At 30.7% G+C, this 23,634-nt stretch carries 28 protein-coding genes and 2 pseudogenes; 10 read left to right on the top strand and 20 right to left on the bottom strand.

Features of this window, described 5'->3' with window-relative positions:
- Positions 1-111 precede the first annotated feature (111 nt).
- The 5 genes from arfB to ACKTSU_RS01505 form a co-directional block, all read right to left on the bottom strand.
- A complete protein-coding gene (gene arfB, locus ACKTSU_RS01485; RefSeq protein ID WP_408034609.1) occupies positions 112-513 on the bottom strand; it encodes an alternative ribosome rescue aminoacyl-tRNA hydrolase ArfB in 402 nt (133 codons plus the stop codon).
- Between the two features lie 267 nt (positions 514-780).
- Positions 781-1,434: an AAA family ATPase gene (locus ACKTSU_RS01490; protein ID WP_408034610.1), complete on the bottom strand. Its 654-nt coding sequence runs from the start codon at positions 1,432-1,434 to the stop codon at positions 781-783.
- Positions 1,395-2,027: a nicotinamide riboside transporter PnuC gene (pnuC, locus tag ACKTSU_RS01495; RefSeq protein WP_408034611.1), complete on the bottom strand. Its 633-nt coding sequence runs from the start codon at positions 2,025-2,027 to the stop codon at positions 1,395-1,397. The genes ACKTSU_RS01490 and pnuC overlap by 40 nt, the downstream gene beginning before the upstream one ends.
- A complete protein-coding gene (locus ACKTSU_RS01500; protein WP_408034612.1) occupies positions 2,011-2,271 on the bottom strand; it encodes a hypothetical protein in 261 nt (86 codons plus the stop codon). Before ACKTSU_RS01500 ends, pnuC begins: the two co-directional genes overlap by 17 nt.
- Before the next feature lie 74 nt (positions 2,272-2,345).
- The gene (locus tag ACKTSU_RS01505; RefSeq protein ID WP_408034613.1) at positions 2,346-2,972 is read right to left on the bottom strand and encodes a 4'-phosphopantetheinyl transferase family protein; all 627 of its coding nucleotides are present in this window, start codon (positions 2,970-2,972) and stop codon (positions 2,346-2,348) included.
- A gap of 62 nt (positions 2,973-3,034) precedes the next feature.
- Between ACKTSU_RS01505 and ahcY the strand changes: the two genes are divergently transcribed.
- The gene (gene ahcY, locus ACKTSU_RS01510) at positions 3,035-4,351 is read left to right on the top strand and encodes an adenosylhomocysteinase (protein ID WP_408034614.1); all 1,317 of its coding nucleotides are present in this window, start codon (positions 3,035-3,037) and stop codon (positions 4,349-4,351) included.
- Between the two features lie 85 nt (positions 4,352-4,436).
- On the opposite strand, the gene ACKTSU_RS01515 is transcribed toward ahcY, so the two are convergent.
- The 5 genes and pseudogenes from ACKTSU_RS01515 to ACKTSU_RS01535 all read right to left on the bottom strand — a co-directional run.
- Entirely contained in the window at positions 4,437-4,943 is a 507-nt protein-coding gene (locus tag ACKTSU_RS01515) for a ferritin (RefSeq protein ID WP_408034615.1), read from the bottom strand.
- A gap of 82 nt (positions 4,944-5,025) precedes the next feature.
- Positions 5,026-5,319 (bottom strand): hypothetical protein, encoded by a 294-nt coding sequence (locus ACKTSU_RS01520; RefSeq protein WP_408034616.1) that lies wholly within the window; start codon positions 5,317-5,319, stop codon positions 5,026-5,028.
- 104 nt (positions 5,320-5,423) lie between these two features.
- A complete protein-coding gene (locus tag ACKTSU_RS01525; RefSeq protein WP_408034617.1) occupies positions 5,424-6,437 on the bottom strand; it encodes a TlpA family protein disulfide reductase in 1,014 nt (337 codons plus the stop codon).
- Between the two features lie 69 nt (positions 6,438-6,506).
- On the bottom strand, positions 6,507-6,992 hold the full coding sequence (locus tag ACKTSU_RS01530) for a hypothetical protein (protein ID WP_408034618.1): 486 nt from the start codon (positions 6,990-6,992) through the stop codon (positions 6,507-6,509).
- Position 6,993: 1 nt separating this feature from the next.
- Positions 6,994-7,677, bottom strand: a pseudogene (locus ACKTSU_RS01535) (YifB family Mg chelatase-like AAA ATPase); the annotation flags it as partial.
- A gap of 120 nt (positions 7,678-7,797) precedes the next feature.
- Here ACKTSU_RS01535 and ACKTSU_RS01540 point away from each other — a divergent pair.
- Genes ACKTSU_RS01540 through ACKTSU_RS01550 form a run of 3 tightly spaced genes read left to right on the top strand, consistent with a single transcriptional unit; the run spans position 7,798 to position 11,175 of the window.
- Complete coding sequence (locus tag ACKTSU_RS01540) at positions 7,798-8,448, top strand: TnsA endonuclease N-terminal domain-containing protein (RefSeq protein ID WP_408034619.1); 651 nt, start codon at positions 7,798-7,800, stop codon at positions 8,446-8,448.
- Entirely contained in the window at positions 8,436-10,304 is a 1,869-nt protein-coding gene (locus ACKTSU_RS01545; protein WP_408034620.1) for a Mu transposase C-terminal domain-containing protein, read from the top strand. The genes ACKTSU_RS01540 and ACKTSU_RS01545 overlap by 13 nt, the downstream gene beginning before the upstream one ends.
- Entirely contained in the window at positions 10,288-11,175 is an 888-nt protein-coding gene (locus ACKTSU_RS01550; protein WP_408034621.1) for a TniB family NTP-binding protein, read from the top strand. Before ACKTSU_RS01545 ends, ACKTSU_RS01550 begins: the two co-directional genes overlap by 17 nt.
- Positions 11,176-11,285: 110 nt before the next feature.
- On the opposite strand, the gene ACKTSU_RS01555 is transcribed toward ACKTSU_RS01550, so the two are convergent.
- The 6 genes from ACKTSU_RS01555 to ACKTSU_RS01580 are packed head-to-tail and all read right to left on the bottom strand — an operon-like array spanning position 11,286 to position 14,377.
- On the bottom strand, positions 11,286-11,426 hold the full coding sequence (locus tag ACKTSU_RS01555; protein WP_408034622.1) for a hypothetical protein: 141 nt from the start codon (positions 11,424-11,426) through the stop codon (positions 11,286-11,288).
- A gap of 3 nt (positions 11,427-11,429) precedes the next feature.
- Complete coding sequence (locus tag ACKTSU_RS01560) at positions 11,430-11,870, bottom strand: DUF4231 domain-containing protein (protein WP_408034623.1); 441 nt, start codon at positions 11,868-11,870, stop codon at positions 11,430-11,432.
- A 7-nt stretch (positions 11,871-11,877) separates the two neighbouring features.
- Complete coding sequence (locus ACKTSU_RS01565) at positions 11,878-12,381, bottom strand: TIR domain-containing protein (protein WP_408034624.1); 504 nt, start codon at positions 12,379-12,381, stop codon at positions 11,878-11,880.
- Between the two features lie 4 nt (positions 12,382-12,385).
- Positions 12,386-13,369 carry a caspase family protein gene (locus ACKTSU_RS01570; protein ID WP_408034625.1) on the bottom strand — a complete coding sequence of 328 codons (984 nt, stop codon included), beginning with the start codon at positions 13,367-13,369 and terminating at the stop codon, positions 12,386-12,388.
- Positions 13,366-13,962 carry a TIR domain-containing protein gene (locus ACKTSU_RS01575; protein WP_408034626.1) on the bottom strand — a complete coding sequence of 199 codons (597 nt, stop codon included), beginning with the start codon at positions 13,960-13,962 and terminating at the stop codon, positions 13,366-13,368. The genes ACKTSU_RS01570 and ACKTSU_RS01575 overlap by 4 nt, the downstream gene beginning before the upstream one ends.
- Positions 13,963-13,966: 4 nt before the next feature.
- On the bottom strand, positions 13,967-14,377 hold the full coding sequence (locus ACKTSU_RS01580) for a TIR domain-containing protein (protein WP_408034627.1): 411 nt from the start codon (positions 14,375-14,377) through the stop codon (positions 13,967-13,969).
- A 203-nt stretch (positions 14,378-14,580) separates the two neighbouring features.
- On the opposite strand from ACKTSU_RS01580, the gene ACKTSU_RS01585 reads away from it, so the two are divergent.
- The 6 genes from ACKTSU_RS01585 to ACKTSU_RS01610 all read left to right on the top strand — a co-directional run bounded on the left by ACKTSU_RS01585 (position 14,581) and on the right by ACKTSU_RS01610 (position 18,785).
- Complete coding sequence (locus ACKTSU_RS01585) at positions 14,581-15,042, top strand: hypothetical protein (RefSeq protein WP_408034628.1); 462 nt, start codon at positions 14,581-14,583, stop codon at positions 15,040-15,042.
- A gap of 690 nt (positions 15,043-15,732) precedes the next feature.
- Positions 15,733-16,521 carry a sensor histidine kinase gene (locus ACKTSU_RS01590; protein WP_408034629.1) on the top strand — a complete coding sequence of 263 codons (789 nt, stop codon included), beginning with the start codon at positions 15,733-15,735 and terminating at the stop codon, positions 16,519-16,521.
- Between the two features lie 7 nt (positions 16,522-16,528).
- Positions 16,529-17,215, top strand: a complete 687-nt coding sequence (locus ACKTSU_RS01595) for a response regulator (protein ID WP_408034630.1) — start codon at positions 16,529-16,531, stop codon at positions 17,213-17,215.
- A 21-nt stretch (positions 17,216-17,236) separates the two neighbouring features.
- Positions 17,237-17,476: a hypothetical protein gene (locus ACKTSU_RS01600; RefSeq protein WP_408034631.1), complete on the top strand. Its 240-nt coding sequence runs from the start codon at positions 17,237-17,239 to the stop codon at positions 17,474-17,476.
- A 2-nt stretch (positions 17,477-17,478) separates the two neighbouring features.
- Positions 17,479-17,679, top strand: a complete 201-nt coding sequence (locus ACKTSU_RS01605; RefSeq protein ID WP_408034632.1) for a hypothetical protein — start codon at positions 17,479-17,481, stop codon at positions 17,677-17,679.
- Positions 17,680-17,798: 119 nt separating this feature from the next.
- Positions 17,799-18,785 carry a TniQ family protein gene (locus ACKTSU_RS01610; protein ID WP_408034633.1) on the top strand — a complete coding sequence of 329 codons (987 nt, stop codon included), beginning with the start codon at positions 17,799-17,801 and terminating at the stop codon, positions 18,783-18,785.
- Here ACKTSU_RS01610 and ACKTSU_RS01615 read toward each other — a convergent pair.
- The 4 genes and pseudogenes from ACKTSU_RS01615 to ACKTSU_RS01630 all read right to left on the bottom strand — a co-directional run bounded on the left by ACKTSU_RS01615 (position 18,782) and on the right by ACKTSU_RS01630 (position 23,616).
- The gene (locus ACKTSU_RS01615; RefSeq protein WP_408034634.1) at positions 18,782-20,452 is read right to left on the bottom strand and encodes a hypothetical protein; all 1,671 of its coding nucleotides are present in this window, start codon (positions 20,450-20,452) and stop codon (positions 18,782-18,784) included. The genes ACKTSU_RS01610 and ACKTSU_RS01615 overlap by 4 nt on opposite strands.
- 71 nt (positions 20,453-20,523) lie before the next feature.
- Positions 20,524-20,934 (bottom strand): annotated as a pseudogene (locus ACKTSU_RS01620) (magnesium chelatase domain-containing protein); the annotation flags it as partial.
- A 59-nt stretch (positions 20,935-20,993) separates the two neighbouring features.
- On the bottom strand, positions 20,994-21,578 hold the full coding sequence (locus ACKTSU_RS01625) for a DUF4126 domain-containing protein (RefSeq protein ID WP_408034635.1): 585 nt from the start codon (positions 21,576-21,578) through the stop codon (positions 20,994-20,996).
- Between the two features lie 73 nt (positions 21,579-21,651).
- A complete protein-coding gene (locus tag ACKTSU_RS01630) occupies positions 21,652-23,616 on the bottom strand; it encodes a protein-disulfide reductase DsbD family protein (RefSeq protein WP_408034636.1) in 1,965 nt (654 codons plus the stop codon).
- Positions 23,617-23,634: the final 18 nt, after the last annotated feature.

Here is a 23,634-nt window from a genome sequence, read left to right on the forward strand (position 1 = left end):
CCTATCGTTAACAACATCTCCTATAAGTAATTGCATGTTCTCGCTTACTTCTGAAAATCCTCGAGGATTTTCAGTCTGGTGCGTACTAGCAAAATTAAATACCAAACTACGCTAAAACCGAAACTTTTTTCGGTTTTCTTTTTTTTCAGCATGTTGTTTTTTTTCGTCTAAACGTTTGGCAATCGCTGCTTTTTTAGGTTTGGTAGCCTTACGTACTTTAGGTACTACTAAAGCTTGTTCTACTAAGTTAAAAAAGCGTTCAATAACGAGTTCTTTATTGCGGTGTTGTGAACGACTTTCTTGAGAACTTAGGGTTAATGTATTGTCTTTAGATAATCTGCTGTCTAGGTTTTTAAGCAACAATTCTTTTTCCTCTTCGGTGAGCCCTTCAGAATTTTCAATTGCAAACGTCAGTTCTACTTTAGAGGAAACTTTGTTTACATGCTGTCCGCCTGCACCTGAGCTTCGTACAGCTTTAAAAGTAAGTTCTTTAAGAAGTTGTTCTTTGTTCATGGTTTTCAATGAGTACCTCAAATATAGGGAATCTGTTGTTGTTTGTATAGAGGGCTTAATAATCGAAGTGACTCTTATTGGTGAGATTTCTCCCTCTGCTCGAAATGACAAAACGTACGTCATTTCGAAGGAGTGTGCGACTGAGAAACCGTAAGGTTCAGCGGAGCTAAATCTCAAAGTCGAGTGTTAGGAGTTTTAAAGGGTAGTAATTACTCTTATTGATGAGATTCCTCTTCCTTCGTCTTTCGAAATGACGTTTAGCAATGCTTACAAATCGTAATTGGGAGCATCGGGTGATTGATGCATAAAATGCATGTCTACATCGGTAAGGGTATCCGAAAAAGAATACAAGTTTTCTTTTTTAGCTAATAATTCGTCAATCACAGCTACAGCTTTTTTCAATCGGGTTTCTTTATCTCCTTTTAATAATACATACGGACGGTTGTACTTTTTCAACGCATTTTCAAAGGCTTTAAACATTTCCAATCGTTGCTCGGGTCTGTCGCGTAAATCATCGGCCTCCCAAGGTGTATCAATGTAGGTTAAGAAATAAACATCGTAGGTGTTTTCAATAGCCGCTTCATCTAGCTTAGGATCTACGAATCCACCGTAATATTCTTCAGAATATACTTTGGTTTCTAACAAATCGGTGTCACAAACCAAGACTTTATCTGCTTTTCTAGCCAATTCGTTTTCCAAACCCATTTGTCCTTCAGCAATCGGAATTAAATCGCTTTGTTCACAGGTTTTACGTTCGTTATTCCACTTGTCTTGTAAATATTCACGTGCAAATTCGGGAGCCCAAACCGTATTGTAATGACGTGCTAACTGACCAGAAAGTGTGGTTTTTCCCGTACTTTCAGGTCCAAATAATACTACCTTTACAAGGTTGATAGGTTGTTGTTTAAGCGCTTTTTCCATGCTAAATATCCTGCAATTGCTATAAAAGTAAAAATTAAATATTGAAAACTGGTAAAGGTAAACCCTTTATAAAAGTATAAAGGAACGGAAATGATATCTCCGATAATCCAATAAATCCAGTTCTCTATTTTTCGTTTTGCCATGAGCCACATTCCCACAAAGAAAATAGCTGTGGTAACGGTATCAACATAGGCAGTCCAGTTAGTCCATTTGTCGAAACTTGTGTACACAACATACACAAAAAGTAGGGTTGCTAAAAAAATAGCGATGCTTATTTTTTTCTCTTTGGGTGTGGTTCTAGAAATTGGTGTAACGTGAGAGGCATCTACTTTACGTGTCCAGATATACCAACCGTATACACTCATACTAAAATAGTACCCATTAATCATCATGTCGCCTAATAAGCCCCATTTTAGTAATAAATAAACAAAAATTGCGGTGCTAACCATTCCCGTAGGGAACACCCAAATTTTATTCTGTTTAGAATACCAAACGGATAAAAAACCAAAAATTACGGCAATAATTTCTAGCCAAATATCAATTGGGTTATATTCGGCATATTGACCAAAAAGGAAATCAAAAAGTTGGTTCATAATCGCTACGATCCGTTTTTACGATTTTCATAAATAGCAATCCGTTATCTATCAATTCAAATGTGTTTTTTAATTCAGAAGTAATTAAACCCATTACTGTGTCATAATCCCCGTACACCTGAGTACTTAACGGATTTTCTAACACCGTTAAACCTGAAGCGCGTAGCTTTTTAATAAAATTGATAATAGGTTCTTCAAATTCGTTTTGAAGTGGACTTAGGGTAAGTTCTACAGAGATTTTCATTTGTTCTTTTTATTGAAAAGAAACAAAGTTACAAAGTTTCAAAATTGTTTAAGGTGTTTTAATAGAATAGTTCCTTAGTATGCATATACACAAGTAAATCCTTCCATTTCTAAGAAGCGAATATCATAATCAGAAGTTTCACCTTCATATAAAATTTTACCCGTAGTTTCATTGGTGTCGAAAGAGAAATCTTCAATATAGATGTTATCTAAAAACAACAGTTTTTTCTTACCGTAGATTTTATACAAACTTTCTTTAGCTCCCCAAACAATGGTTAATTTACTTACCAAAGCTTCGTGATTAGCGATTGATTTGTATTCTTCAATAGGAGTGAACTTATGGGCAATTTTTACAATTTTATCACGCTGCATTTCAATATCAATACCAACAGGTTGTTCTGTAGAAATAATGATAGCCGAAAAGATGAATGAATGCGTTATCGAAATAAAATTTCCATCTTTTAAATGTGGTTTTCCATACTCATCATACACCAAATCATTATCAGTATAACCAATTTCCTTTAGTAAATGGCGCACACTTAAAAAACCTCTTTGATGTAAATCAGATTTCATACCATTTACTCGCTGCTGATTTTCATCGGTAAGAAATACCCCTTTAGAAAGTTCTTCAAAAGGTTCATCTATCTTCCAAATCAACGCTTTAGCGTGGTTGTTTACCGTTAATGTTTTGTAAAGAGGCATATTTTAGAAAGTTATTTCGTAATTTTGCGACTCAATTTTAAGATATATAAATATACAAAAATATGAGCACAAAAACCGTTACATATGTTCCTTACAAAGTTAAAGATATTTCTTTAGCCGATTGGGGAAGAAAAGAGATTGAATTGGCAGAGGCAGAAATGCCTGGGTTAATGAGTTTACGTGAAGAATACAAAGAGGAGCAACCTTTAAAAGGTGCAAGAATTGCAGGATGTTTACACATGACGATTCAAACTGCGGTTTTAATTGAAACACTACAAGCTTTAGGTGCTGAGGTTACTTGGAGTTCTTGTAATATTTTCTCTACGCAAGATCAAGCTGCTGCGGCAATTGCAGCTGCAGGAACTCCTGTATATGCTTGGAAAGGAATGAATGAAGAAGAGTTTGATTGGTGTATCGAGCAAACCTTATTCTTTGGTGAAGATCGTAAGCCATTAAACATGATTTTAGATGATGGTGGAGATTTAACAAACATGGTATTAGATAAATACCCTGAGTTAGCTCCTGGAATTAAAGGTTTATCAGAAGAAACGACTACTGGTGTTCACCGTTTATACGAACGTGTAAAGAACGGAACGTTACCAATGCCAGCAATTAACGTAAATGACTCGGTTACAAAATCGAAATTTGATAACAAATACGGATGTAAAGAATCTGCAGTAGACGCGATTCGTCGTGCTACAGATGTAATGTTAGCAGGTAAAAGAGTTGTAGTTTGTGGTTATGGTGATGTAGGTAAAGGTACTGCGGCATCTTTCCGTGGAGCAGGTTCTATCGTTACTGTTACTGAAATCGATCCTATTTGTGCATTACAAGCTGCAATGGACGGTTTTGAAGTAAAGAAATTAGAAACTGTTGTAGGTAAGGCAGATATCGTAATTACTACTACTGGTAACAAAGATATCGTTCGTTCAGAGCACTTTGAAGCGATGAAAGATAAGACTATCGTTTGTAACATCGGTCACTTCGATAACGAGATCCAAATGACTTGGTTAAATGAAACTTACGGAGATACTAAGGTTGAAATTAAGCCTCAAGTTGATAAGTATACTGTTAAAGGAAATGATATTATTGTTTTAGCAGAAGGACGTTTAGTAAACTTAGGTTGTGCTACTGGTCACCCAAGTTTTGTAATGTCTAACTCATTTACAAACCAAACCTTAGCGCAAATCGAATTATGGAAGCATGCTGATAAGTATGAGAATGATGTGTATATGTTACCAAAACACTTAGATGAAAAAGTAGCAAAATTACACTTAGCGAAGATTGGTGTTGAGTTAACTGAGTTACGTGAAGACCAAGCGAAATATATTGGTGTAACTGTTGAAGGACCATTTAAGCCTGAACATTATAGATACTAGTTTATAGATTTAAGATTTTTAGAATCAAGAAATAAAAAATCCCGCAACATTGTTGCGGGATTTTTTTATACTGTTTATAAAAGTTTTATTCGGTAGGAATACGCTCATCAATCATTTTTAATGGCATATCTTCCATTAAATCGATTAAGTCTAAAATATCTCTTACTTTTTCTTCTTCTTCGGCTTGTTCCGTAACAAACCATTGTAAAAAGATTTCAGAAGTGAAATCACCTACTTTTCTTGCAGTTTTAAATACGTTATGAATTGATTTAGTAACTTCTATTTCTGCATCCAAAGAAGCCTCGAAAATAGCTCGTAAGCTTTCAAATTCATGTGCTACTTCTGTTACAGTAGGAGAGATGGCACTACCACCATTATCGTTTACAAATTTAAAAATCTTCATCATGTGAGCTCTTTCTTCTTCAGCTTGCTTATAAAAATAAGTAGCACTATTTCTAAGCTCTCTTTGGTCGCACCAAGATGCCATAGCTAAGTATTTAGAAGAAGCATATTGCTCCATCATAATTTGGTGGTTTAGCAAATCAACTACTTCCACATCTAAAATCATGTCTCTTCTTATTGCTGTTTCCATAATATTTTGTTTAGTTTTAATACTATAAAGATACAGATTATAAGACGTTAAAAAGAAAAGAGGAGCTAATTTAAAGCTAGTCTTAGTAAAGAGTTTTTTGCTTAAAAACAGATAGTAATAACTCTCTTAACTCAATAATTTGAGGTACTTCTAAGAATAAAACATGTTGATTGTCAGCAACGAAAAGGAGTACGAAATTATCACCGTTAATGATGTTTTCTAATGATTCGTAAGAAGCATATTCTAAGACTTTTTTTCTAAAAGCTAGTAATTGACAAAAAGTAAAGTCTATTACTTTATAGCCTAAATCTAGCTGGTAACAGTTTCTGCCACTATAAGAAATTTTAAATGATATATCTTCTACGAAAAAATTCATTCGGCAAATATAGTTATTTTTAATAAATCTAAAGAAGAATAGCAGAGTAATAAAAAAGCCTGCAAATTTTGCAGGCTTTTTAAGTTATAAATGTCTTTTAAGACTTAGATGTTTAATGATTCAAATAACTCAATTAACTTAGGATTAGAAGGTCTAGGAGCATCCGAATCTACAATATTTCCTTGAGGATCAATCAAAACAAAACGAGGAATTCCTGTAACTTTATAATCTTGAACAAATTTTGAATTCCAGTTATTATCAGCAAATAATTGTACTCCTACTAATTCTTTTTCTTCAACCATTTTTCTCCAAGCTTCATAATCTTTTTTCTGATCAACAGAAATACTTACAAATTCAATGTTCTTGTTTTGAAATTTTTCTTCAACTTGTTTTAAAAAAGGAATTTCATTTTTACAAGGTTGACACCAAGTAGCCCACATGTCAATGTAAACATATTTACCTTTTAAATCATCTAAAGATGTAGTACCTCCTTTGTGATTTTCGTAATTTACAAACTTAGGAGATTCCATTCCTTTAGCCAAGTTTTTTGCTAGGTACTGTTTGTCGTTATATACTTTAGTTAAGTATTTTTCTAAACCAGTAATACTTTGTTTTTGATTTGCAGCAAAAGTAGAATCTAAAGCAGCTTCGTCTACTCTTTTGTTAAATCCATCAACAAAATCAGAAACTTTAGCTCTAAAGTCTAATTCTGGTAAATCCATTAATTCTTTATCTCCAAATAAAGCTTCTTGCTCTACAGAAGATTTAGCGATGAAAGCACTTTCTTTAGAACCTTCTCCTGTAAAAGTGATAGTTTCATCAAACTCATTAGTATCAAGAGTCATGTTAATATCAGCCCCGTTTTTTAAGTATAAAGTAGCATATTCTTTACCATCAAAAAGTCTGTAAAAGCCATCTTTTACATTCATAGTATCTTTAAATACACCATTTTCATCAACTTTTATTACTCTGTTGAATTTAAATTGAGGGTTAGATATTACAACAGAATCTGAATTTTTATTTGTTATTTTTCCAGAAAAAGTAACGTAATCTTTTGATTCTTTGCTACATGCAACGATAGATAGCGCTAAAAGCGATGAATAGATAAATTTTTTCATTTATAAAAATTTTTTATAGTGGTGTGTAAATTTATAAATATTATTCAAAGAACAAGTGTTAAAAAAATATTAATCGTCCACACAATGCTCTTTTCTAATAGTATTTATAATTTCAAGTGAAATAACTTCACCATTTCTTTGGTATTGGTATTTTACTTTAGGAAAAAGAAAAGCGACTATACGAATAATAAGAATGAGAAAGGAAAGGCAAAATATAACGACAAAAATGAAGAGTATTATTTTAGAAACCCAATCGGCTTTTTGATAGATCTCATTTTTATCATGGCAATAGGCTACAAAACAATGTTCAATACCATCTATTGGCTCAAAAGTAAAGTTAACCACATTTTCTAATAGTTTCCAAAAGTTAGAAGGATTACCTTCTTCATGATGCATAAAAAAACCAATACGAGCAGAAATGGTATTATCGGGGTTTCCTTTAGCTAAAGCATTTCCTAATTGATCAAAAGCAATTAAAACATTAAAGAACCAAGTAGGGTTTCTTCGTATATTGTTTTCATCTATTATTTTACAATATGCTTCTTTTTTTCTCATGTTAGTTTAACCAGCCCTCTCTATCTAAACTACGGTATTGAATAGCTTCAGTAATATGCTCTGATTGAATATCTTTTGAATCTGCTAAATCTGCAATGGTTCGAGATACCTTTAAAATCCTGTCATAGGCTCTAGCAGAAAGGTTTAGTTTCTCCATAGCTATTTTTAAAAGTTGTTTGCTTTCTTCTGAAATTTTACAGAATTGACGTATTTGTTTTACGTTCATTTGAGCGTTGTAATGAATGTTGTCAAAGTTTTTAAATCGTTCTGTTTGTAGTTCTCGAGCTTTAGTAACACGGTTTCTAATATCTACACTACTTTCTCCTTTACGTTCTTCAGAAAGTTTTTCAAAAGGTACAGGAGTTACTTCTATATGAATATCTATTCGATCTAATAGCGGACCAGAAATTTTGCTTAAATAACGCTGCATTTCTGCAGGAGAGGAGGTAATAGGAGCGTCAGAGTTATTAAAATATCCAGATGGACTAGGGTTCATGCTTGCCACTAACATAAAACTACTTGGATAGTTTACTGTAAAACGAGCTCTAGAAATAGTAACTTCTCTGTCTTCTAGAGGTTGACGCATTACTTCTAATACTGTTCGTTTAAATTCGGGAAGTTCATCTAAAAAAAGGACTCCGTTATGCGCTAAAGAGATTTCTCCAGGTTGAGGATATTGTCCGCCTGTCAAACCCAAGAGTAATTGATAATATGAATGTATTTTTTTGTAAATTCAACAACAGTTTATACAAATATAATACTTTATATGAAATTGATTACTCGCAAAATACAACAGAATTTAATAATGAATTCAAGAAGAGTGCGAGAAATTAAATTAAAAAAGTTCTCATTGTCAGGTCAAATAACAAGCCAAAAGAATAATTCAATAATACAGTTTGAGTCTTCATTAGAACGTGATTATTCTATTTTATTGGAATTTCAACCGAACATTAAGTGTTATTTAGAACAACCTATGATAATTAACTACAAAGAAGGAAAAAGAGGAAGAAAGTACATACCTGATTTTTTTGTCCAAGAATTAGACTCTGAGATTAACGGAAGGGTTGTCGAAGTAAAATATCAAAAAGAGTTATTTGAAAAAAGAGACATCCTTAAATGTAAGTTTGAAGCAGCAAGAAAATTTTGTTTTGAAAATAATTTAAAGTTTGAAGTTGTAACTGAAAATGAAATCAGAACAGAGTATTTAAAAAACTGTAAATTTCTGTGGAAATATAGGTTTAATAATAGTGTAATTAACTGGACAGATATAGATTTAATTCTATATTTATTTGAAGAAAAAGAAAAAGTAACACCAAATCAAATAATGGAGCTAACAAAAGATGATTTTAAGAAAGCTGAATTGTTGTATTTGACATGGTTTTTGTTGTCATCAGGTTATGTTTCGTGTAATATGAATAAATTAATAAATATGAACACCATTTTATGGATAGATTAGTTATTAACGTTGGAGAAAAAGTATTGTATAAGAATCAAGAAGCTTTGATAGTAAAAGTGATAGACTTAAATAAGGTTTCCATTAAGATTTTGAAAGAGAATATTATCTATACTGTAGATATATCAGAATTAAAAGTTTTTTCAGAAGAAGTTATTCTTAAAAGAGATTTAGGCTCAGACATATTATCGGAAAAGGAGTGGGCGCTGGCAAATAGAAGGTATAAAATTATAGAGCCTTTAATTAATACAAAAAGAACACTAAAGGAAGTAAGTAGGATAGCAAAACAGTCTTCAGTACACTATACTACTATATATAGATGGTTAAAATTATATGATGATTCAGGATTGATTTCTTCTTTAGCTAGGAAAAGAAATTTAAATGGGAAGTTTAAAGGAAGATTAAGTAAGTCACTTGAAGATATTATTAATTCAAAGATAGAAAGTGTTTATTTAACACCTTCAAAAAGATCTATTAAAAGATTGATGAGGGAAATAGTGAAAGATTGTTTGAAGTTAAAAATAGAGCCTCCACATGAAAACACTGTTAGAAATAGAATAAAAAATCTATCCGAAGAAGAAAAACTAAGAAGAAGATATGGGTTTTCGAAAGCTAGAGATAAATATCATCCAATTAAAGGAAACTTTCCAGGAGCAGACTTCCCCTTATCAGTAGTGCAAATTGATCATACTTTATTGGATATTATATTAGTTGATGAACATTTAAGAAATCCATTTGAAAGACCTTACATTACTTTAGCTGTAGATGTGTTTAGTAGAATGATACTTGGTTTTTATTTGTCTTTTGACCCCCCTGGTGAAATAGGAACAGGTTTATGTATATCTCATGCTATACTTCCAAAGGATATTTGGATGGAAAAAACTGGAGTAAATGAACAATGGCCATGTTGGGGAGTTATGAAAACAATTCATTTAGATAATGCAAAAGAGTTTAGAGGAAAAACATTGAGAAGAGCATGCCAGAATTATGGAATATCAATAGAGTACCGCCCTCCTGGAACTCCTAACTGGGGAGGACATGTAGAAAGGGCGCTGAAAACGATATCAGAAGAGATTCATGATTTGCCTGGTACCACTTTTTCTAAAGTTTCCGACAGAGAGAATTATGACTCTAAGAAAAAATCATCTTTCACATTAAACGAGCTAGAGAAATGGTTAACTATATATATAACAAAAGTATACCATAAAAGACTTCATTCGTCCATTAATATGTCACCCTTGGAAAAGTTCAAAGAAGGGATATTAGGGTCGTCTAAAAGTCCAGGAACAGGAATGCCTCCAAGAATCTTTGATGAAAGAAGAGTTCAATTAGATTTTATGCCAATGATTGAAAGAACAGTGCAAGAATATGGTGTTTTAATAGATCATATTACATACTATGATGAAGTGTTGAGAAGGTATATTAATGCAAAATCATTAACAGACCCATATGTAAAAAAAAGAAAGTTTATTTTTAAAAGGGACCCTAGGGATATTAGTGTTATTTATTTTTATGATCCTGAGTTGAATGATTATTTTGAAATTCCGTATAGAGATACTTCTAAGCCAGCCATTAGTATTTGGGAGTATAGAAGTGTTATTAAAAAACTTAAAGATAATGCCGTAAAAATAGATGAAGAATCAATATTTAATGGATATAAAGAAATGGAAGAGATTGAGTTAAATTCAATAAAAAGTACTAAAAGCTTGAGAAAGAATACTCATCGAATAATAAAAAAGCAATTGAAAAGTAAAATAGAACCTGAAATAAAAAAGAGAGTTGGGAAGAAGGGTGAAAAAGTTGAAATAACAAAAAGAATAGAACCTTTTGAAGATATAGAAGATGAAACATTTAATTAAAAGTACATCTGAGTTTGTAAAAGAAGCTTCTGATAAAGAACGTTTATTATATACTAGGAAACCTAAATGGATAGGATATCCTATTGCTAAGTCTATAATAAAAAAGTTAGATGAATTACGAGATTATCCTATGACTCACAGGATGCCAAATGTTTTATTAGTTGGAAATTCAAATAATGGAAAGACAGCTCTTTTAAAGAAATACCTTAGCAAAAACCAACCATATTCAGATGAAGAAACAGGAGAGTTGTTTGTGCCAGTTTTATATGTTCAAGCCCCACCAGAGCCTGATATAAAGAGGTTTTATAGTGCTATACTAGAGGCTATGTTTGCACCATATAAGTCTTCGGAAAAAATAGAACCAAGACAAAGAAGGACGTTTCACTTAATTAAGAAGCTAAATATAAGACTCCTTATTATTGATGAAATCCATCATGTATTGGCAGGAACAATAAGTAAACAGAGAATGTTTTTAAATGCTATTAGGCATATGTCTAATGAACTTGAAATATCATTAGTTTTTTCAGGAACAAGAGATGCTTTTAATGCAATTCAAACAGATAATCAATTAGCTAATAGGTTTGAACCAAAAGTTCTTTCAAAATGGAATTTTAATGAAGATTATTTAAGGCTTTTAGCAAGCTTTGAAAGAGTGATGCCTCTTAAAGAAGAGTCTTTTTTATACGAAACTTCAATGGCAAAGAAAATATTAGCAAAAAGTGAGGGATTAATAGGAGAAATATCTAAAGTTTTGGAATTAAGTGCAATTTTAGCTATAGAGACAGGTGTAGAAAAAATAACAAAAAACATTATAGATAGTATAGACTATACATCTCCTTCTGATAGAAAAAAGGCTATTTATAGGTTATAACATATAAGGTGCTTTAAAATAAAGGTTTATTGTATCTGTATAATTTTATATTGTAAATAATTTTCATTTTGATTTTTAGTAGTATCAAAATGAAAATTATTTATAAATAGTTAATCTCCAGGTTTATGTATGTGAGGTTTTAAGTCAGGGTGCTTAGGTTTGTTTGGAGGTGTAACTCTTCTCCTCCTATCTGGTGTATTATCTCTTTTTTTAGGTTTTGGGCCTGGTTTTATTGATTTGATTTTAATCATTTTTTATAGTTTAAGATTCTTTTTTTGTTTAAAACTTTGTGAACTGAACCATTTGGAATTTTCCTTTAAAATAATTCCCTCTATTCGCTTAACTAAAGTGTTATATGCTTCACCTTGGTTATAAGGAGGAGATTTAGTTAGGTATAAAAATTTTTCAGATTTCAAGGTCTCTGATATTAACCTATATTGAACCCAATTAGTTTGAAATTTTGATAATGAAAGTATAGTTGATATTATGGCAATAGTTAAACTTATAAAGCTGATTATTTTATATGACCATAAGGATTTCTCATCTGTTATGCTGTTTAAAAAAGGAATTAATAAAGCAAGAAAAACCTCTAAAACATGAAATGTGTAAAAAAGTTTTTTATTATGGTAACTTTTTTTGTCGTGCCAATCAATTTGGTTATTTAGTCTTTCATTTATGTATTGTTCTGAACCCATCAAAATTTTAAAATTTACTAATTATATTTTCTAGTTCCTTCCAATCCCAAGGAATAACTTTTGCATTTTCTAATTCAGGAATAATTGATTTAATGTTATTTTTGAAGATATGCATTCCAACTACTGGAATATTTTCCTCTTTAGCACATTTAATTTCCCAACGAGCACCAGAAGAATTCCATGTTTTCCCACTTAAAAGAACTATAACCCCATCACATCCTTTTATTTTGGTTCTACATTTCTTTTTCCAAATATCTTCAGGCCAAGGTTTTTTCACTGACATATCAAAGAAACTGAAAGGTGAACGATTACTTTTAGCTTGTTTTACTAAATAATCTCTGTAGATTTCATCATCTTTAGCAAAGCTGATAAATACTCTTGCTTTACCTCTATGCTTTATTTTTGATTTAGCAGTTGAAGGCTTAAAAATATCGTATATGATAGTTCCTATTGCAAGGGCTCCTAAAATAAATGCAGTCGTATTAATTGGAGACTTATTATTTTGACTCATAGAGCTATATGTATCTATTTTTAACTAAATCCCAATAACGTTCTCCTAAAGCTGTAAGCTTGCAAGATTTCGAGCACATTGCAGCATGCCACATATGAGGAGCATCTACAGGGACGACTAGATTAACGCGATTATACTTTTGTAGTATTTCAAATTTCAAAGTGTTTTCTTCTATTGGATCAGGATAGAGAGATTTTTGTTCTGAATTACGTTCAGGTTCATAGGTTGGGTCAAGTTGATAATCTTCCCCTTTTTTAGGAAATAAATTTGTTAACATTTTAAGATCAGACAATGGAATTGGTGCGTTAGCAACTCTAAGAGGCATGAACTTTTTAACATTAGTTCTGAAAATAGGTCTTTGTCCCCAATCACCAATTCCTTGATCTATATGTGCATATGCACTTCCTAGAGTTACTTGCCCAAGTAAATTAGCTGCGCTTCCATATAAAGCATCAACTAATAGATTTGTGAACACCCCAGTCCCATTTTTTTCTTTAGCATATTGATCAGCACTTGTAGCTGTTAAAATAGTCATACCATCAGATAACATAGTTAAATCTTGGTTAATAGAAAACTCACCAGCAGCACCAGCATGACAACAATCTAAAATTATTATTTTGTTTTGTGCTTTAGACTCATGTGCTATGTTTAATAACTCAGACATTGGAACCCCAGAATCTCCATGTTCACTTTCTGAGGTTAATAAATAACCTCCTGTAGTTTTATCATACCCCCCGTGACCAGCAAAATAGAAAAGAGCAGCACTGGGATTACCATGAAATAATTCTTTAATATTATCTTTCAGATCTTTCCTAGTCAACTTAGAGTCAGGTCCATTGACAGTTATTAGTTTGGTTTGAAAATTTTTAGTCCCATCACTATCTCTTTCTAATACAGCTTCTATTGAATGAGCATCATTTACACATCCGTATAGTTGTGGAGCTTTTTCATAAAAATCCACACCAACAATTAGTGCTTTTCTAATCATAATATATCAATATTTGCAAAATTATATTCAGGCTTTTTATCATATTTGACCCAACGATCAAATTCAACATAAGTATTTGAAGACTCCACAGCATAAATGCGATTGTGTAAGCCATTTAATGATGCTTCCTTAATATATGGATACAACATTAAGTATTCTGAGCGATTAAAAGTATTTTCATTATAAGCCCCTTTTGCAACAGGAAAGATGGCACACTTATTTGTATTGCCGTCTACATAACCTAACTCCCATGGAATCCATTTTGACATAGCTACCTTTGAAGAGATTGCAAGTAATAAGGATTTAGAATGTTTAAGTCTACATCTAATTAGTTCAGCACTTTCTCTTGTTACTTTATTTCTGTCTAAATGACTGTCTACAATCCAATCGACATATACTTTGTAACCTTTATTTTTTAATTCATGATATATACCAAGTACTTCATCTTTATCTAAAAAGCTGTGAGATAAAAAAATATCAAATTTTTCCGCTTTGTTAATAGCTTTAGCTGAAAAAAACCTTAGCTCTTCATTAAGAACCATTTTTTTGTTATAAGCTAGATTCTTTAAGTAATTACTTGTATAAAGTCCCATAATTCTACTTGTTTTTACCTTCCGTCATACATTGATTAATAGCTGCAGATATTTTGTCCCAATTCCAACTAATTGTTCTGTTTCTTTGTAAGAAAGAAGGAATTTTTGTGGTTGAGTTTGCTCCATCTATGTACACGCCAAAAACAGGGACATTATTATTATGAGAAAATAAAATTTCCTTTTTTACTCCCGTAGCCATATGTGTATTTTTACCAACAAGTACAATTAACATATTACATTTGTTAATTTTCTGATTAATGAGTTTTTCCCAATCTTTTTGAGGTAGTCGTGTTTTAGAAGACCAGTCCTGAATTTCAAATGGAGTTTTACTGTTTTTTATTTGACCAACAAATAAATCTCTGTAGGATTTATTATGGTCAAAATCGAAACTGATAAATGCTCTTGGATTTGCCATTTTATATTTTTTTAAATTATTGTTACAAAGATTCACTAATTGCTTTTTGGTAAAAACCTATTAGAAATAGGAGATCTCCTATTTAAGAAAAAGGATTATTCATAGATTTTAGTTGTGGGTTATTTTATGTGTGTTTTTTAAACTTTTTTTGTATCAAAATCAGGCAAGAGGGCTTGCTATTAATTTAATTAAAAACATATTAGATGAAAGACTCACTTAAGAAACTACCTTTCTTTTTTATAGGGAAAAGGGTTACCGAAGAAAGAAAAGAAAATTTTAAACAACAAAAGTATCCTGTTTTATGTAAACAGTTAGGTAAGAAAGATACTCAAAGCGTATGGTATTCAAGAGAACACATTTCCAAGTTGTTAGAAGAAATAGACCATGCAGGAGGTGATGGAATTAGATTGCACTTTGGAGCATATGAGAAAGAACACCCTTTTGAGGGACAATTATGTTTAGTGATGAATGTTACAAGAGTTAAAAAAGAAGGAGAGTTTCAAAAAAGAGAAAATATTTTTCTTGAAGAAGAATTAGATTTTGAGGAGCGCTCGAAATCAGATCGATCTACTAGTGATTCTGATTCAAATGTAATTAAAAGAGATTTTAATTTTGGTTCACCTTGCCCTCCAAGGTGTGAAGAAGACATAGAGGAAGGAAATTAATTTAAGATAAATTTAATTTATTATGTATATTGTCAGAGTGAAGGGGTTGGTTAATTATGAGTATATCTATTTAGTACCTGTGGTTTTAAGCGCAATAGTAAGCGTTAGAAGCTTTATATGGAATAAAGAAATATATTTCAGACTATTTTCAATCCTTTTACTACTGACTATCTTAGTTGAATTGTTTGCTATTTCATGGAAATTGGAACTTCATCAAACGAAGTATTGGAATTATAGTCGGTCTAATTTGTGGATTTATAACGCTTTTTTGTCTTTTAGACATGTTTTTACTTTGCTTTTTATATATTTCATAATAGAAACTCCTCAGTTAAAGCAAATGATAAAATGGTCAATAATACCATTTATATTGTTTTTTACACTCAACTATGTTTTTGTACAAACTCCTTTTTATGTAAATAGTTATACTATTATTTTATCTAGTATAATTTTAGTAGTTATATCTGTTGCCTATTTTAAACAAATATTGGAGGAAACTAAGATTATTAAATTGTCTATCAAACCAGAATTTTGGATTTGTTTAGGAGGATTTATATACTATACAGGAACACTTCCATTTTTTATTCTATTTAATAAATTAATAACTACTTCATCTTCTTATCTAAACTCTTTTTTATTTATAAACGACACTTTGAATATAGTAATGTATTCAATGTATTTAATAGGCTTTTTATGTTTACATCAGAATCAGAAATAATGCTTACAATATTAGTGTCAACAGTTTTGCTCTTGTTTTTTTGTGGAGTAGTTATATATTTTCTATTTAAATATCAACGAAAACGTTACTCACATCAGCAGGAAGTATTTGAATTAAAGGAGTCATTTAATAAAATTTTATTAAACTCTAAAATTCAAATTCAAGAGCAAACATTAGATCATATTTCTAAGGAGTTACATTCTAACATAGGTCAATTAGCATCGTTAATTAATATTAATTTATCAGAGTTATTACATAAAACCGAAGAAAAGGAAATTGTTATTGAAACTAAGGCTCTAGCCAAATCACTCTTATCTGAATTAAAATCCATTAGCACAGCTTTAAATACTGATTATATAATGAAAGTAGGTTTTGAGAAAGCTCTAAAAAATGAGTTAAATAGAGTCTCTAAAACAATAAAGTACCCTGTAAATTTTAATGTTAAAGGGAATGCTTTTAGTTTAGGTCCAGAAAAAGAGATAATTTTATTTCGTCTTTGTCAGGAAGTAATTAATAACGTTATACGTTACGCACAAGCAAGTGAAATGAATGTTAATTTAGACTATGATAACGATTCTATTAAATTAGCTATAGAAGATAATGGTATTGGATTTGATATAGATTCGGTTAAGAAAAACAGAGAAAAAAATAGTAGCACAGGACTTTTAAATATTGAAAAAAGAGCTAAAGTTATAAATGCTAATGTAAATATAGTTAGTAAAATAAATTATGGAACTAAAGTTTCTTTATTAATATCTAGATAAGCATAAAATGATAATTAAAGAAGAAAATTACCCGAAAGTAAAAATATCTATTGTTGATGATCATAATCTTTTTAGAAAAGGGTTGGAAAAGCTAATAAATCTGAGAAATCAAGATAATAGATATCAAATATTATTTGAAGCAGAGAATGGAGTGGATTTACAACAAAAACTAAGACTAGTAGGGGTGCCGGATATTGTTTTTTTAGATATAGATATGCCTGAAATGGACGGGTATGATACAGTTTCTTGGGTGAAGCAAAACTATAAAGAAATGAAGATAATAGTTGTAACTATGTTTGAGAATGAAGAAGCTGTTATCAAAATGATACGTGAAGGGGTTAATGGTTATTTATCTAAAGACCTTGAAGTAGAAGATATGCATAATGCACTAGAAACGGTTATTTCAGGGAATAATTTCTTTCCAAATTTCGCTGCGGAAATTATGGCGAATAATATAGGTAATATTGATAGCTCTGGTTACATAAAAGTAGGGCTTTTAGCTGGTGTTTCCGAGCGTGAACGAGAATTTTTAAATTATGTGCCAACTGATCTTACTTATAGCCAAATAGCTGATAAAATGTATTTAAGTGAAAAAACGATTGATGGCTATAGAGGAGCAATGTTTAAAAAATTCAATGTAAAGAGTAGGCAAGGCTTAACAACATTCTTACTTAGAAATAAGATTATAAAATAAAAATTAGTAAAACAGAATAAAATGACTTTAGAAGAAATAAAGAAAAGAAAAAACATTGTAGGAAATGTTATAGAGGAAAAAGGGATTGTTTATAAAGTGACTATAGTTCCAAAAAGAGAAAAAGACTTTCAAGACTTTATAAAAGACTATTTAGATAAAGAAAATAAGTTAGAATTAGCCATAGCATGTTCTGTAAATCAAAAGTTTAAACTTTGTGGAATTTGGTCCGATGGTGTTAATATTTTAAAAATAAATATTTAATTATGACAACTGTACAAAAATTAATAGAAGAGTTAGAAAAAATGCCGAAAGGTTTATTTGTTTCATTAAACATTGATAAAAATGGTTCTTTTTTATCTATTCCCTTAACGGAAATTAAAGTAGAAGAAAAGGCTTTAGAGTCCCCATATTCTGAACCAGGAACTAAGCAAAAATTTATTATATTAACCCAAAAAGGGTTCTAAATTTTAGATTTCTTACAACTGAAATTACTGATAAGTATAGAAAAAAGGAATTGGTATTCTAATGTTATGAGTTTATTAATATGATTTATTATTGATGTTAGACGATAAAACATTCACACATGGTCTACATAAAATCATTATCAAAAGAAATTTGGCCTGGGTATATCCCTCCTTATCAAGATGAATTGTTTTCTAGTTGGTTTTTTAGGCTTGCTGGAAATCATAAAATAAAAACATATTCATTCAGTAAAGAGAAGTTGGGGGCTATTCCTATTTGGAATAGAGATAGTGATATGTACTACTCAAAAAAATTGATTAAGAAGCTTGTTCTTCATACTCCTTTAAATGAAAAAAGAATTAAATCTCTTTTTTTAAATTCTTATGAAGGTTATCTTTTTGAAAAAGTTAATACTTCAGGAAAAAGTAAAGGAATATTACCACTAGGGATTTATCATAGGTATAGAAAAAGAAAAGGGTTATTGTTTTGCCCGAGGTGTCTGAAAGAAAGAAAATACTTTAAAAAAGAGTGGAGACTATCTTCTTCTATAGTGTGTTTAAAATGTAATTCTTTTTTACAAGATTCTTGTCCAAAGTGTAATAAGCCTATTGTTTTTCATAGGTTAGATATAAAAAATAAAAGTGAATTACTAGATAATGAGATAACTAACTGCTATAATTGTTTGTATGATTTATCAATGTCACCAGTGTTATCTCCAAACATAAAATATATTCAATACCAAAAATGTATTAATAAAACTCTTTATCAAGGTTATAATAATATATCAAACTACTCATTTTCATATTTTTTTGTGCTTTTTAGATTGTGTAATCTTTTAGGAGCAAACAGTTTAATTTGGAATAAATTTAGTTCTTATTTTAGGGATAAGTATGAAAGCTTTGGTTTAAATGAAGTAAGTCATAGAGAATTTGATTACTGTGATATTAAAGCTAGGAGGGTTTTATTATATGAAGCATATTTTTTATTAAAAGATTTTCCTGTAAATTTTAAAAAATTTGTAAATGAAAATAGAATAAATTATACGGATTTTTGGAGAGATGACAATAATAGATTACCATTCTTCATATACGATATACTTAAAACTTAAAGTTTGTCTATATATTCTTTGATCTTCCTTGATATATATAATTTAGGAATTTCATTATTTGGGAGAACACATGTAAAGTTGTGAAGTTCTATCCCTATTTTACTCAAAGATTTTCGTCGTTTTAAGAGCCATAAATTTAAACCTCTGCTACTACATTGTTTGATAACAAGGTTCAAATCTTTTTTTATTTCTTTTTTATTGAAATCATAAAATAAACCAATATACTTTGTATAAGTTTGAGGGAACTTAATCAAGTAAAAGTAGTCTGTACCTTTTTTAATTTTAAATAAATAATATTTTACTTTCTTTTTGTTAAGCGTTAAGTAATTTTCTTTTTTGTTTGTTGAGTCTAACGATATATAACTCCCAGTTATGTCCTTAAAATGATTTAACTCATTAATAATATCATAAAACGAATTAAAGCTTCTAAGATCCTCTAGATTTTCATTAGTTTGTTGTTCGCTAGCATTTATTCCTTTTGAATTAGAATTATTAGAAGTATCACTGCTAGTCGAGTAAGAAGTTTCATTAGAGGTGATAATATCAATATTTTCTTTGACCCATTGATTTTTTTGGTCATTTCTTTTAGTTTTTTCAATGGGAATATTAATTTCAAAGGAATTAAAAAAAGAATCTAACTTTTTATCATCTTTAGGGGCATTGCTTTTAGGGGAGTCTATAATTGGAGAATTATCAGGAACAGAGCTTTTAAAAACTTTACCTCTATATGCCTTTTTTTCTTTTTCATTTCTTTTTTTAGTACTATTTTTTTCAACTTTGGGGTGTATAAAAATCTTATCAACATTAATCATGTGTTTTTCAGTTATGTTGAATTCAGATACTTTCATGGCAAAAAATATATTATTAATCCCAAGTCCATCACTTTTTTTAAGATAGATTCCTTCAAGTGAGAATGTAATTTCTGAATCGAAAGGAAGACAAGCTCTAAAATAATTTGTTCTTTCTATGTTTGAACTAGCTCCAATTTCTTTAATGCTATTCTTTCCTGAACCGTTTTTTAAAAATTGAAATAGACTAAGTTTTTTAGTGTCATAATCCTCTAATACGTCATTGTTATAAATTATATGACCAAGTTTAGTTTTATTTGTTTTTTCTATATCAATTTTTATAAATAAGTCATCATAAAAACGATTTTCTAATATTGATAAAACTACATCACTTGATACACCATGAAAATAGAAATGTTGAAGAAGTATATACTCAGGAACAATGACTAAAAAGTTGTTTAATAAAAGCCGGTAATATTTAAATCCATTTAGTTTTTTTAAAGGGATAGGGTATCCAAAATCACTTAACAATTGCATCGATAAATATCGATCATTGTTTGAATCATAGCTTTCTTGTGATAAATGACTATAGGTATATTTATATTTCTTAAGAAAAATTTCTGATCCCATAATGGACTCTCCTCTAGAATTGAAAGCATATCCAATATGAATTTTATTTAACCATTCACCAGGTAGTTCAATATAAGCTTTTTTTTCTAAAATATTATCTATGATTAAGGTAGAAGATTTAAAGTTTCTTAAATATACTCCTAATCTTTTTTGACCTTTATAATATATATTAGTTTCAATCCACGTAATAATCCAAAATGTGTTTTTCTTTATGTTAGGAAGGACTTTATCTTCTATGCTATAATTCAAAGTAATACTATTATTAAATTTTAGTGTAAATTATTAAGTTTTAATGTAGATTATCAATTTCTATTAAAATTGACAATTAAGTATTTAAAGCCTTCTTCACGTGCTTTTATGGCTATAGGTAATGCTCCTTTAATAGGTTGTAAACTTCCGTCTAAAGAAAGTTCTCCCATAATTATATAGTCTCCTATGTTTTCAGATTGGATTTGATTAGAAGCGGCTAAAATCCCAACAGCTAAGGTTAAATCATAAGCGGCACCTTCTTTTCGAATATCAGCAGGAGCCATATTGATTATGATTTTTTTACCAGGAAGTTTATAGTTGTTATTGGCTAAAGCAGCCGAGATTCTGTACGAACTTTCACTTACCGCTTTATCAGGTAATCCTACCAAATGATAACCTATTCCTTTATCAATATTTACTTCAACAGTAATTGTAGTAGCTTCTATACCAAAAACAGCGCTTCCATAAACTTTTACTAGCATATTTTCTCTCTTTCTGTTAAAGATATAAAAAATATGTTAAGGTGTTGTAGTTGATTTAGTTATGATAAATCTTCTTCTTTTTTTAAAGAGGGGAAAACAAATCTGTATAATTTTCGCATGCTTAAGAAGATAAGAACAACAAAAATAATAGCTATAATAGGTAAGAAGATAGAGAAAACAGACATAACCACAGAAGAGCCTGTTTCTACTGTTGAAATTATAGGGTTTGCAACTCCAGCTGTTGTAGCTGTTGAAGTTAAACGAGCAGAAGCTGTGGTACCCTTTATTGCACTTGCAGTACCGCCACCAGCAATAATAGCTAAAGCCCAAGTGATAACAGGTGATAAATCAGCAACAGTTGAGACCATTACGGCTGTACCAGCAATAGCGGCTAACGGAATTGCAATAGTATCGAGTAAATTATCAAACCAAGGAATGTAATAGGCAAATATTTCCAATAGAGTAGCAACGCCCAATGTGATAATAGCTGGTGAACTTGCTACCCACAACCAGTTTTCATTTAAAGGGATAACTTGATAATAACCAGCTAAGCTTAAAGCAAACAAAGGAAGGAAAACTCTAAATCCGACCGAAGCGGCTAGCCCGATTCCTAAAAAGATACTGATGATTGTTTCTGGAGTCATCTTTTTTAATGTAAGATATAAAAAAAGCCCCTTTTAAAAAAGAGGCTTTGTAAATATTATGATAATACTATTATTAGTTGTTGTTGAAACGGTCTAAACCAGTTTTTAACCAATTGTAGTATGTTGTATGATCTGTGTACTGTTGAGGTGAGTTTAATACTTCTAACTCAGGACTCATTAATACATAGAATGGTTGAGAAGCAGTTTTAAAGTTTGCTGCTTGTAAGGTAGCCCACTTATCACCATACGTTCTAATTCTTTTTACTTTACCGTTAGATTTGATAAAATCAAATTGCTCTTCTTCTGGTAACATTCTTTGGTGATCATCTACGTATAAAGAAATTAATACATAATCATCATTGATTAAAGAATAGATGTTTGGTTGACTCCAAATATTTTCTTCCATTTTACGACAGTTTACACATGCCCATCCTGTAAAATCTAATAATACTGGTTTGTTAACAGATTTAGCGTAAGCAATACCTTCGTCAAAATCTTTAAAACAGTTTAAGTTAAGAGGACAGTGGTTGTCTTTTTCATATATACTATGGAATTTAGGCGGAGCAAAGCCACTTAATAATTCATTTTGATTCCAAGCTGGTTTTTCCATTACTCCAGGAGCTAAGTAGACAGATAAAGCTAATGCACCTATACCTACTAAGACTCTGAAAAGCGTCATTTTTCCATACTTTTTTCCAATAAACCCGAATAAGTAAAGAGCTAATAAGAATGCAATTAAAGCCCAAATTCCGATAAAAATTTCTCTTTTTAATAATCCCCAGTGACCAACTAAGTCAGCGTTAGATAAGAATTTGAAAGCGAAAGCTAATTCAATAAATCCTAAAACAACTTTAACAGTGTTTAACCATCCACCAGACTTTGGTAAAGTATTTAACCAGTTAGGGAACATTGCAAATAAAGCAAAAGGTAATGCTAAAGCTAAACCAAATCCTACCATACCTACAGATAATTGCATAGCACCACCACTTAACGATCCTGCTAATAAAGAACCTAAAATCGGTCCAGTACAAGAGAACGATACAATTGCTAATGTTAACGCCATGAAGAATATTCCTAAAAACCCTCCAACATTTGAAGCGCTATCTGCTTTATTACTCCAAGAGCTAGGTAACGTTAATTCGTAGAATCCGAAGAAAGAACCAGCAAAGAATATTAGAATAACAAAGAAGAATAAGTTTAACCAAATATTGGTAGAAATGTTATTTAAAATTTCTGGATCTAATGTGTCTAAGAAATGGAAAGGAAGACTTATTAATCCGTAGATTAATACTATAAAGAATCCGTATAAGATTGCACTACCTATACCTTTACCTTTTTTTTCTGTACGTTTTGTGAAAAAAGATACCGTTAAAGGAACCATTGGAAATACACATGGAGTTAAAAAAGCCAATAATCCACCAACAAAACCTAATAAGAAGATATTTAATAAACTATTATCTTTTTCTTCCCCTTCAGCACTAGTGTCTGTAGAGCTTTTTAATAAAACAGTATTTTTTAAATCTAAATTTAAAGATTGTGATAACTCTTTACTTTTCTCATCTACATCTGCAACGGTTTGCTCTACCACTTCTCCTGTTAAAGAGAATGTAAAATCTTCATCAAAAGGTAAACAGTATTCTTTACAAACTTGAGCATCAAGATTTAAAGTTACCTTTGTTAGCGTAGAGTCAGAAACAGTAATTCGCTGTACTAATTTACCTTCTTCAACGAAAAAGATTTCGTCTTTTCCCCAGATTTCACTAAACTGTGTTTCAGTTTCACTTTCTTTAGCTTTACCGTTTAGGGTGTATCCAGTTTGTCCTTCTGCAGGAGAAATTGTCATAGGTAAAGAAGCGTCTTCTGGATTATACTGAGAGTATAAGTGCCAGTCTTCAGCTATTAATACGTCAAAAATAAGGTCGTACTCAGTGTCAGAGATTTTCTCTACCTTAGGAGTAACAACTACGGGGTTATCATCAGATTGAGAATAAACCGCTAAACCTATGAATAATAAAAATAGAGTAAAGAATTTTTTCATTCTATGTAGTTTGATGGG

It is taken from the genome of Tenacibaculum aestuarii, assembly GCF_964510395.1.
GTDB lineage: Bacteria > Bacteroidota > Bacteroidia > Flavobacteriales > Flavobacteriaceae > Polaribacter > Polaribacter aestuarii.

Bases quoted from the DNA above. Each gene is read 5' to 3' on its own strand.
- arfB (WP_408034609.1), bottom strand. From the start codon at position 513: ATGAACAAAGAACAACTTCTTAAAGAACTTACTTTTAAAGCTGTACGA.
- ACKTSU_RS01545 (WP_408034620.1), top strand. From the start codon at position 8,436: ATGGATAGATTAGTTATTAACGTTGGAGAAAAAGTATTGTATAAGAAT.
- ACKTSU_RS01555 (WP_408034622.1), bottom strand. From the start codon at position 11,426: ATGATTAAAATCAAATCAATAAAACCAGGCCCAAAACCTAAAAAAAGA.
- ACKTSU_RS01605 (WP_408034632.1), top strand. From the start codon at position 17,479: ATGACAACTGTACAAAAATTAATAGAAGAGTTAGAAAAAATGCCGAAA.
- ACKTSU_RS01595 (WP_408034630.1), top strand. From the start codon at position 16,529: ATGATAATTAAAGAAGAAAATTACCCGAAAGTAAAAATATCTATTGTT.
- ACKTSU_RS01625 (WP_408034635.1), bottom strand. From the start codon at position 21,578: ATGACTCCAGAAACAATCATCAGTATCTTTTTAGGAATCGGGCTAGCC.
- ACKTSU_RS01490 (WP_408034610.1), bottom strand. From the start codon at position 1,434: ATGGAAAAAGCGCTTAAACAACAACCTATCAACCTTGTAAAGGTAGTA.
- ACKTSU_RS01575 (WP_408034626.1), bottom strand. From the start codon at position 13,962: ATGGGACTTTATACAAGTAATTACTTAAAGAATCTAGCTTATAACAAA.
- ACKTSU_RS01515 (WP_408034615.1), bottom strand. From the start codon at position 4,943: ATGGAAACAGCAATAAGAAGAGACATGATTTTAGATGTGGAAGTAGTT.
- ACKTSU_RS01530 (WP_408034618.1), bottom strand. From the start codon at position 6,992: ATGAGAAAAAAAGAAGCATATTGTAAAATAATAGATGAAAACAATATA.
- ACKTSU_RS01525 (WP_408034617.1), bottom strand. From the start codon at position 6,437: ATGAAAAAATTTATCTATTCATCGCTTTTAGCGCTATCTATCGTTGCA.
- ACKTSU_RS01565 (WP_408034624.1), bottom strand. From the start codon at position 12,381: ATGAGTCAAAATAATAAGTCTCCAATTAATACGACTGCATTTATTTTA.
- ACKTSU_RS01570 (WP_408034625.1), bottom strand. From the start codon at position 13,369: ATGATTAGAAAAGCACTAATTGTTGGTGTGGATTTTTATGAAAAAGCT.
- ACKTSU_RS01590 (WP_408034629.1), top strand. From the start codon at position 15,733: ATGTTTACATCAGAATCAGAAATAATGCTTACAATATTAGTGTCAACA.
- ACKTSU_RS01550 (WP_408034621.1), top strand. From the start codon at position 10,288: ATGAAACATTTAATTAAAAGTACATCTGAGTTTGTAAAAGAAGCTTCT.
- ACKTSU_RS01500 (WP_408034612.1), bottom strand. From the start codon at position 2,271: ATGAAAATCTCTGTAGAACTTACCCTAAGTCCACTTCAAAACGAATTT.
- ACKTSU_RS01520 (WP_408034616.1), bottom strand. From the start codon at position 5,319: ATGAATTTTTTCGTAGAAGATATATCATTTAAAATTTCTTATAGTGGC.
- ACKTSU_RS01585 (WP_408034628.1), top strand. From the start codon at position 14,581: ATGAAAGACTCACTTAAGAAACTACCTTTCTTTTTTATAGGGAAAAGG.
- pnuC (WP_408034611.1), bottom strand. From the start codon at position 2,027: ATGAACCAACTTTTTGATTTCCTTTTTGGTCAATATGCCGAATATAAC.
- ACKTSU_RS01600 (WP_408034631.1), top strand. From the start codon at position 17,237: ATGACTTTAGAAGAAATAAAGAAAAGAAAAAACATTGTAGGAAATGTT.
- ACKTSU_RS01540 (WP_408034619.1), top strand. From the start codon at position 7,798: ATGAATTCAAGAAGAGTGCGAGAAATTAAATTAAAAAAGTTCTCATTG.
- ahcY (WP_408034614.1), top strand. From the start codon at position 3,035: ATGAGCACAAAAACCGTTACATATGTTCCTTACAAAGTTAAAGATATT.
- ACKTSU_RS01505 (WP_408034613.1), bottom strand. From the start codon at position 2,972: ATGCCTCTTTACAAAACATTAACGGTAAACAACCACGCTAAAGCGTTG.
- ACKTSU_RS01630 (WP_408034636.1), bottom strand. From the start codon at position 23,616: ATGAAAAAATTCTTTACTCTATTTTTATTATTCATAGGTTTAGCGGTT.
- ACKTSU_RS01560 (WP_408034623.1), bottom strand. From the start codon at position 11,870: ATGGGTTCAGAACAATACATAAATGAAAGACTAAATAACCAAATTGAT.
- ACKTSU_RS01610 (WP_408034633.1), top strand. From the start codon at position 17,799: ATGGTCTACATAAAATCATTATCAAAAGAAATTTGGCCTGGGTATATC.
- ACKTSU_RS01580 (WP_408034627.1), bottom strand. From the start codon at position 14,377: ATGGCAAATCCAAGAGCATTTATCAGTTTCGATTTTGACCATAATAAA.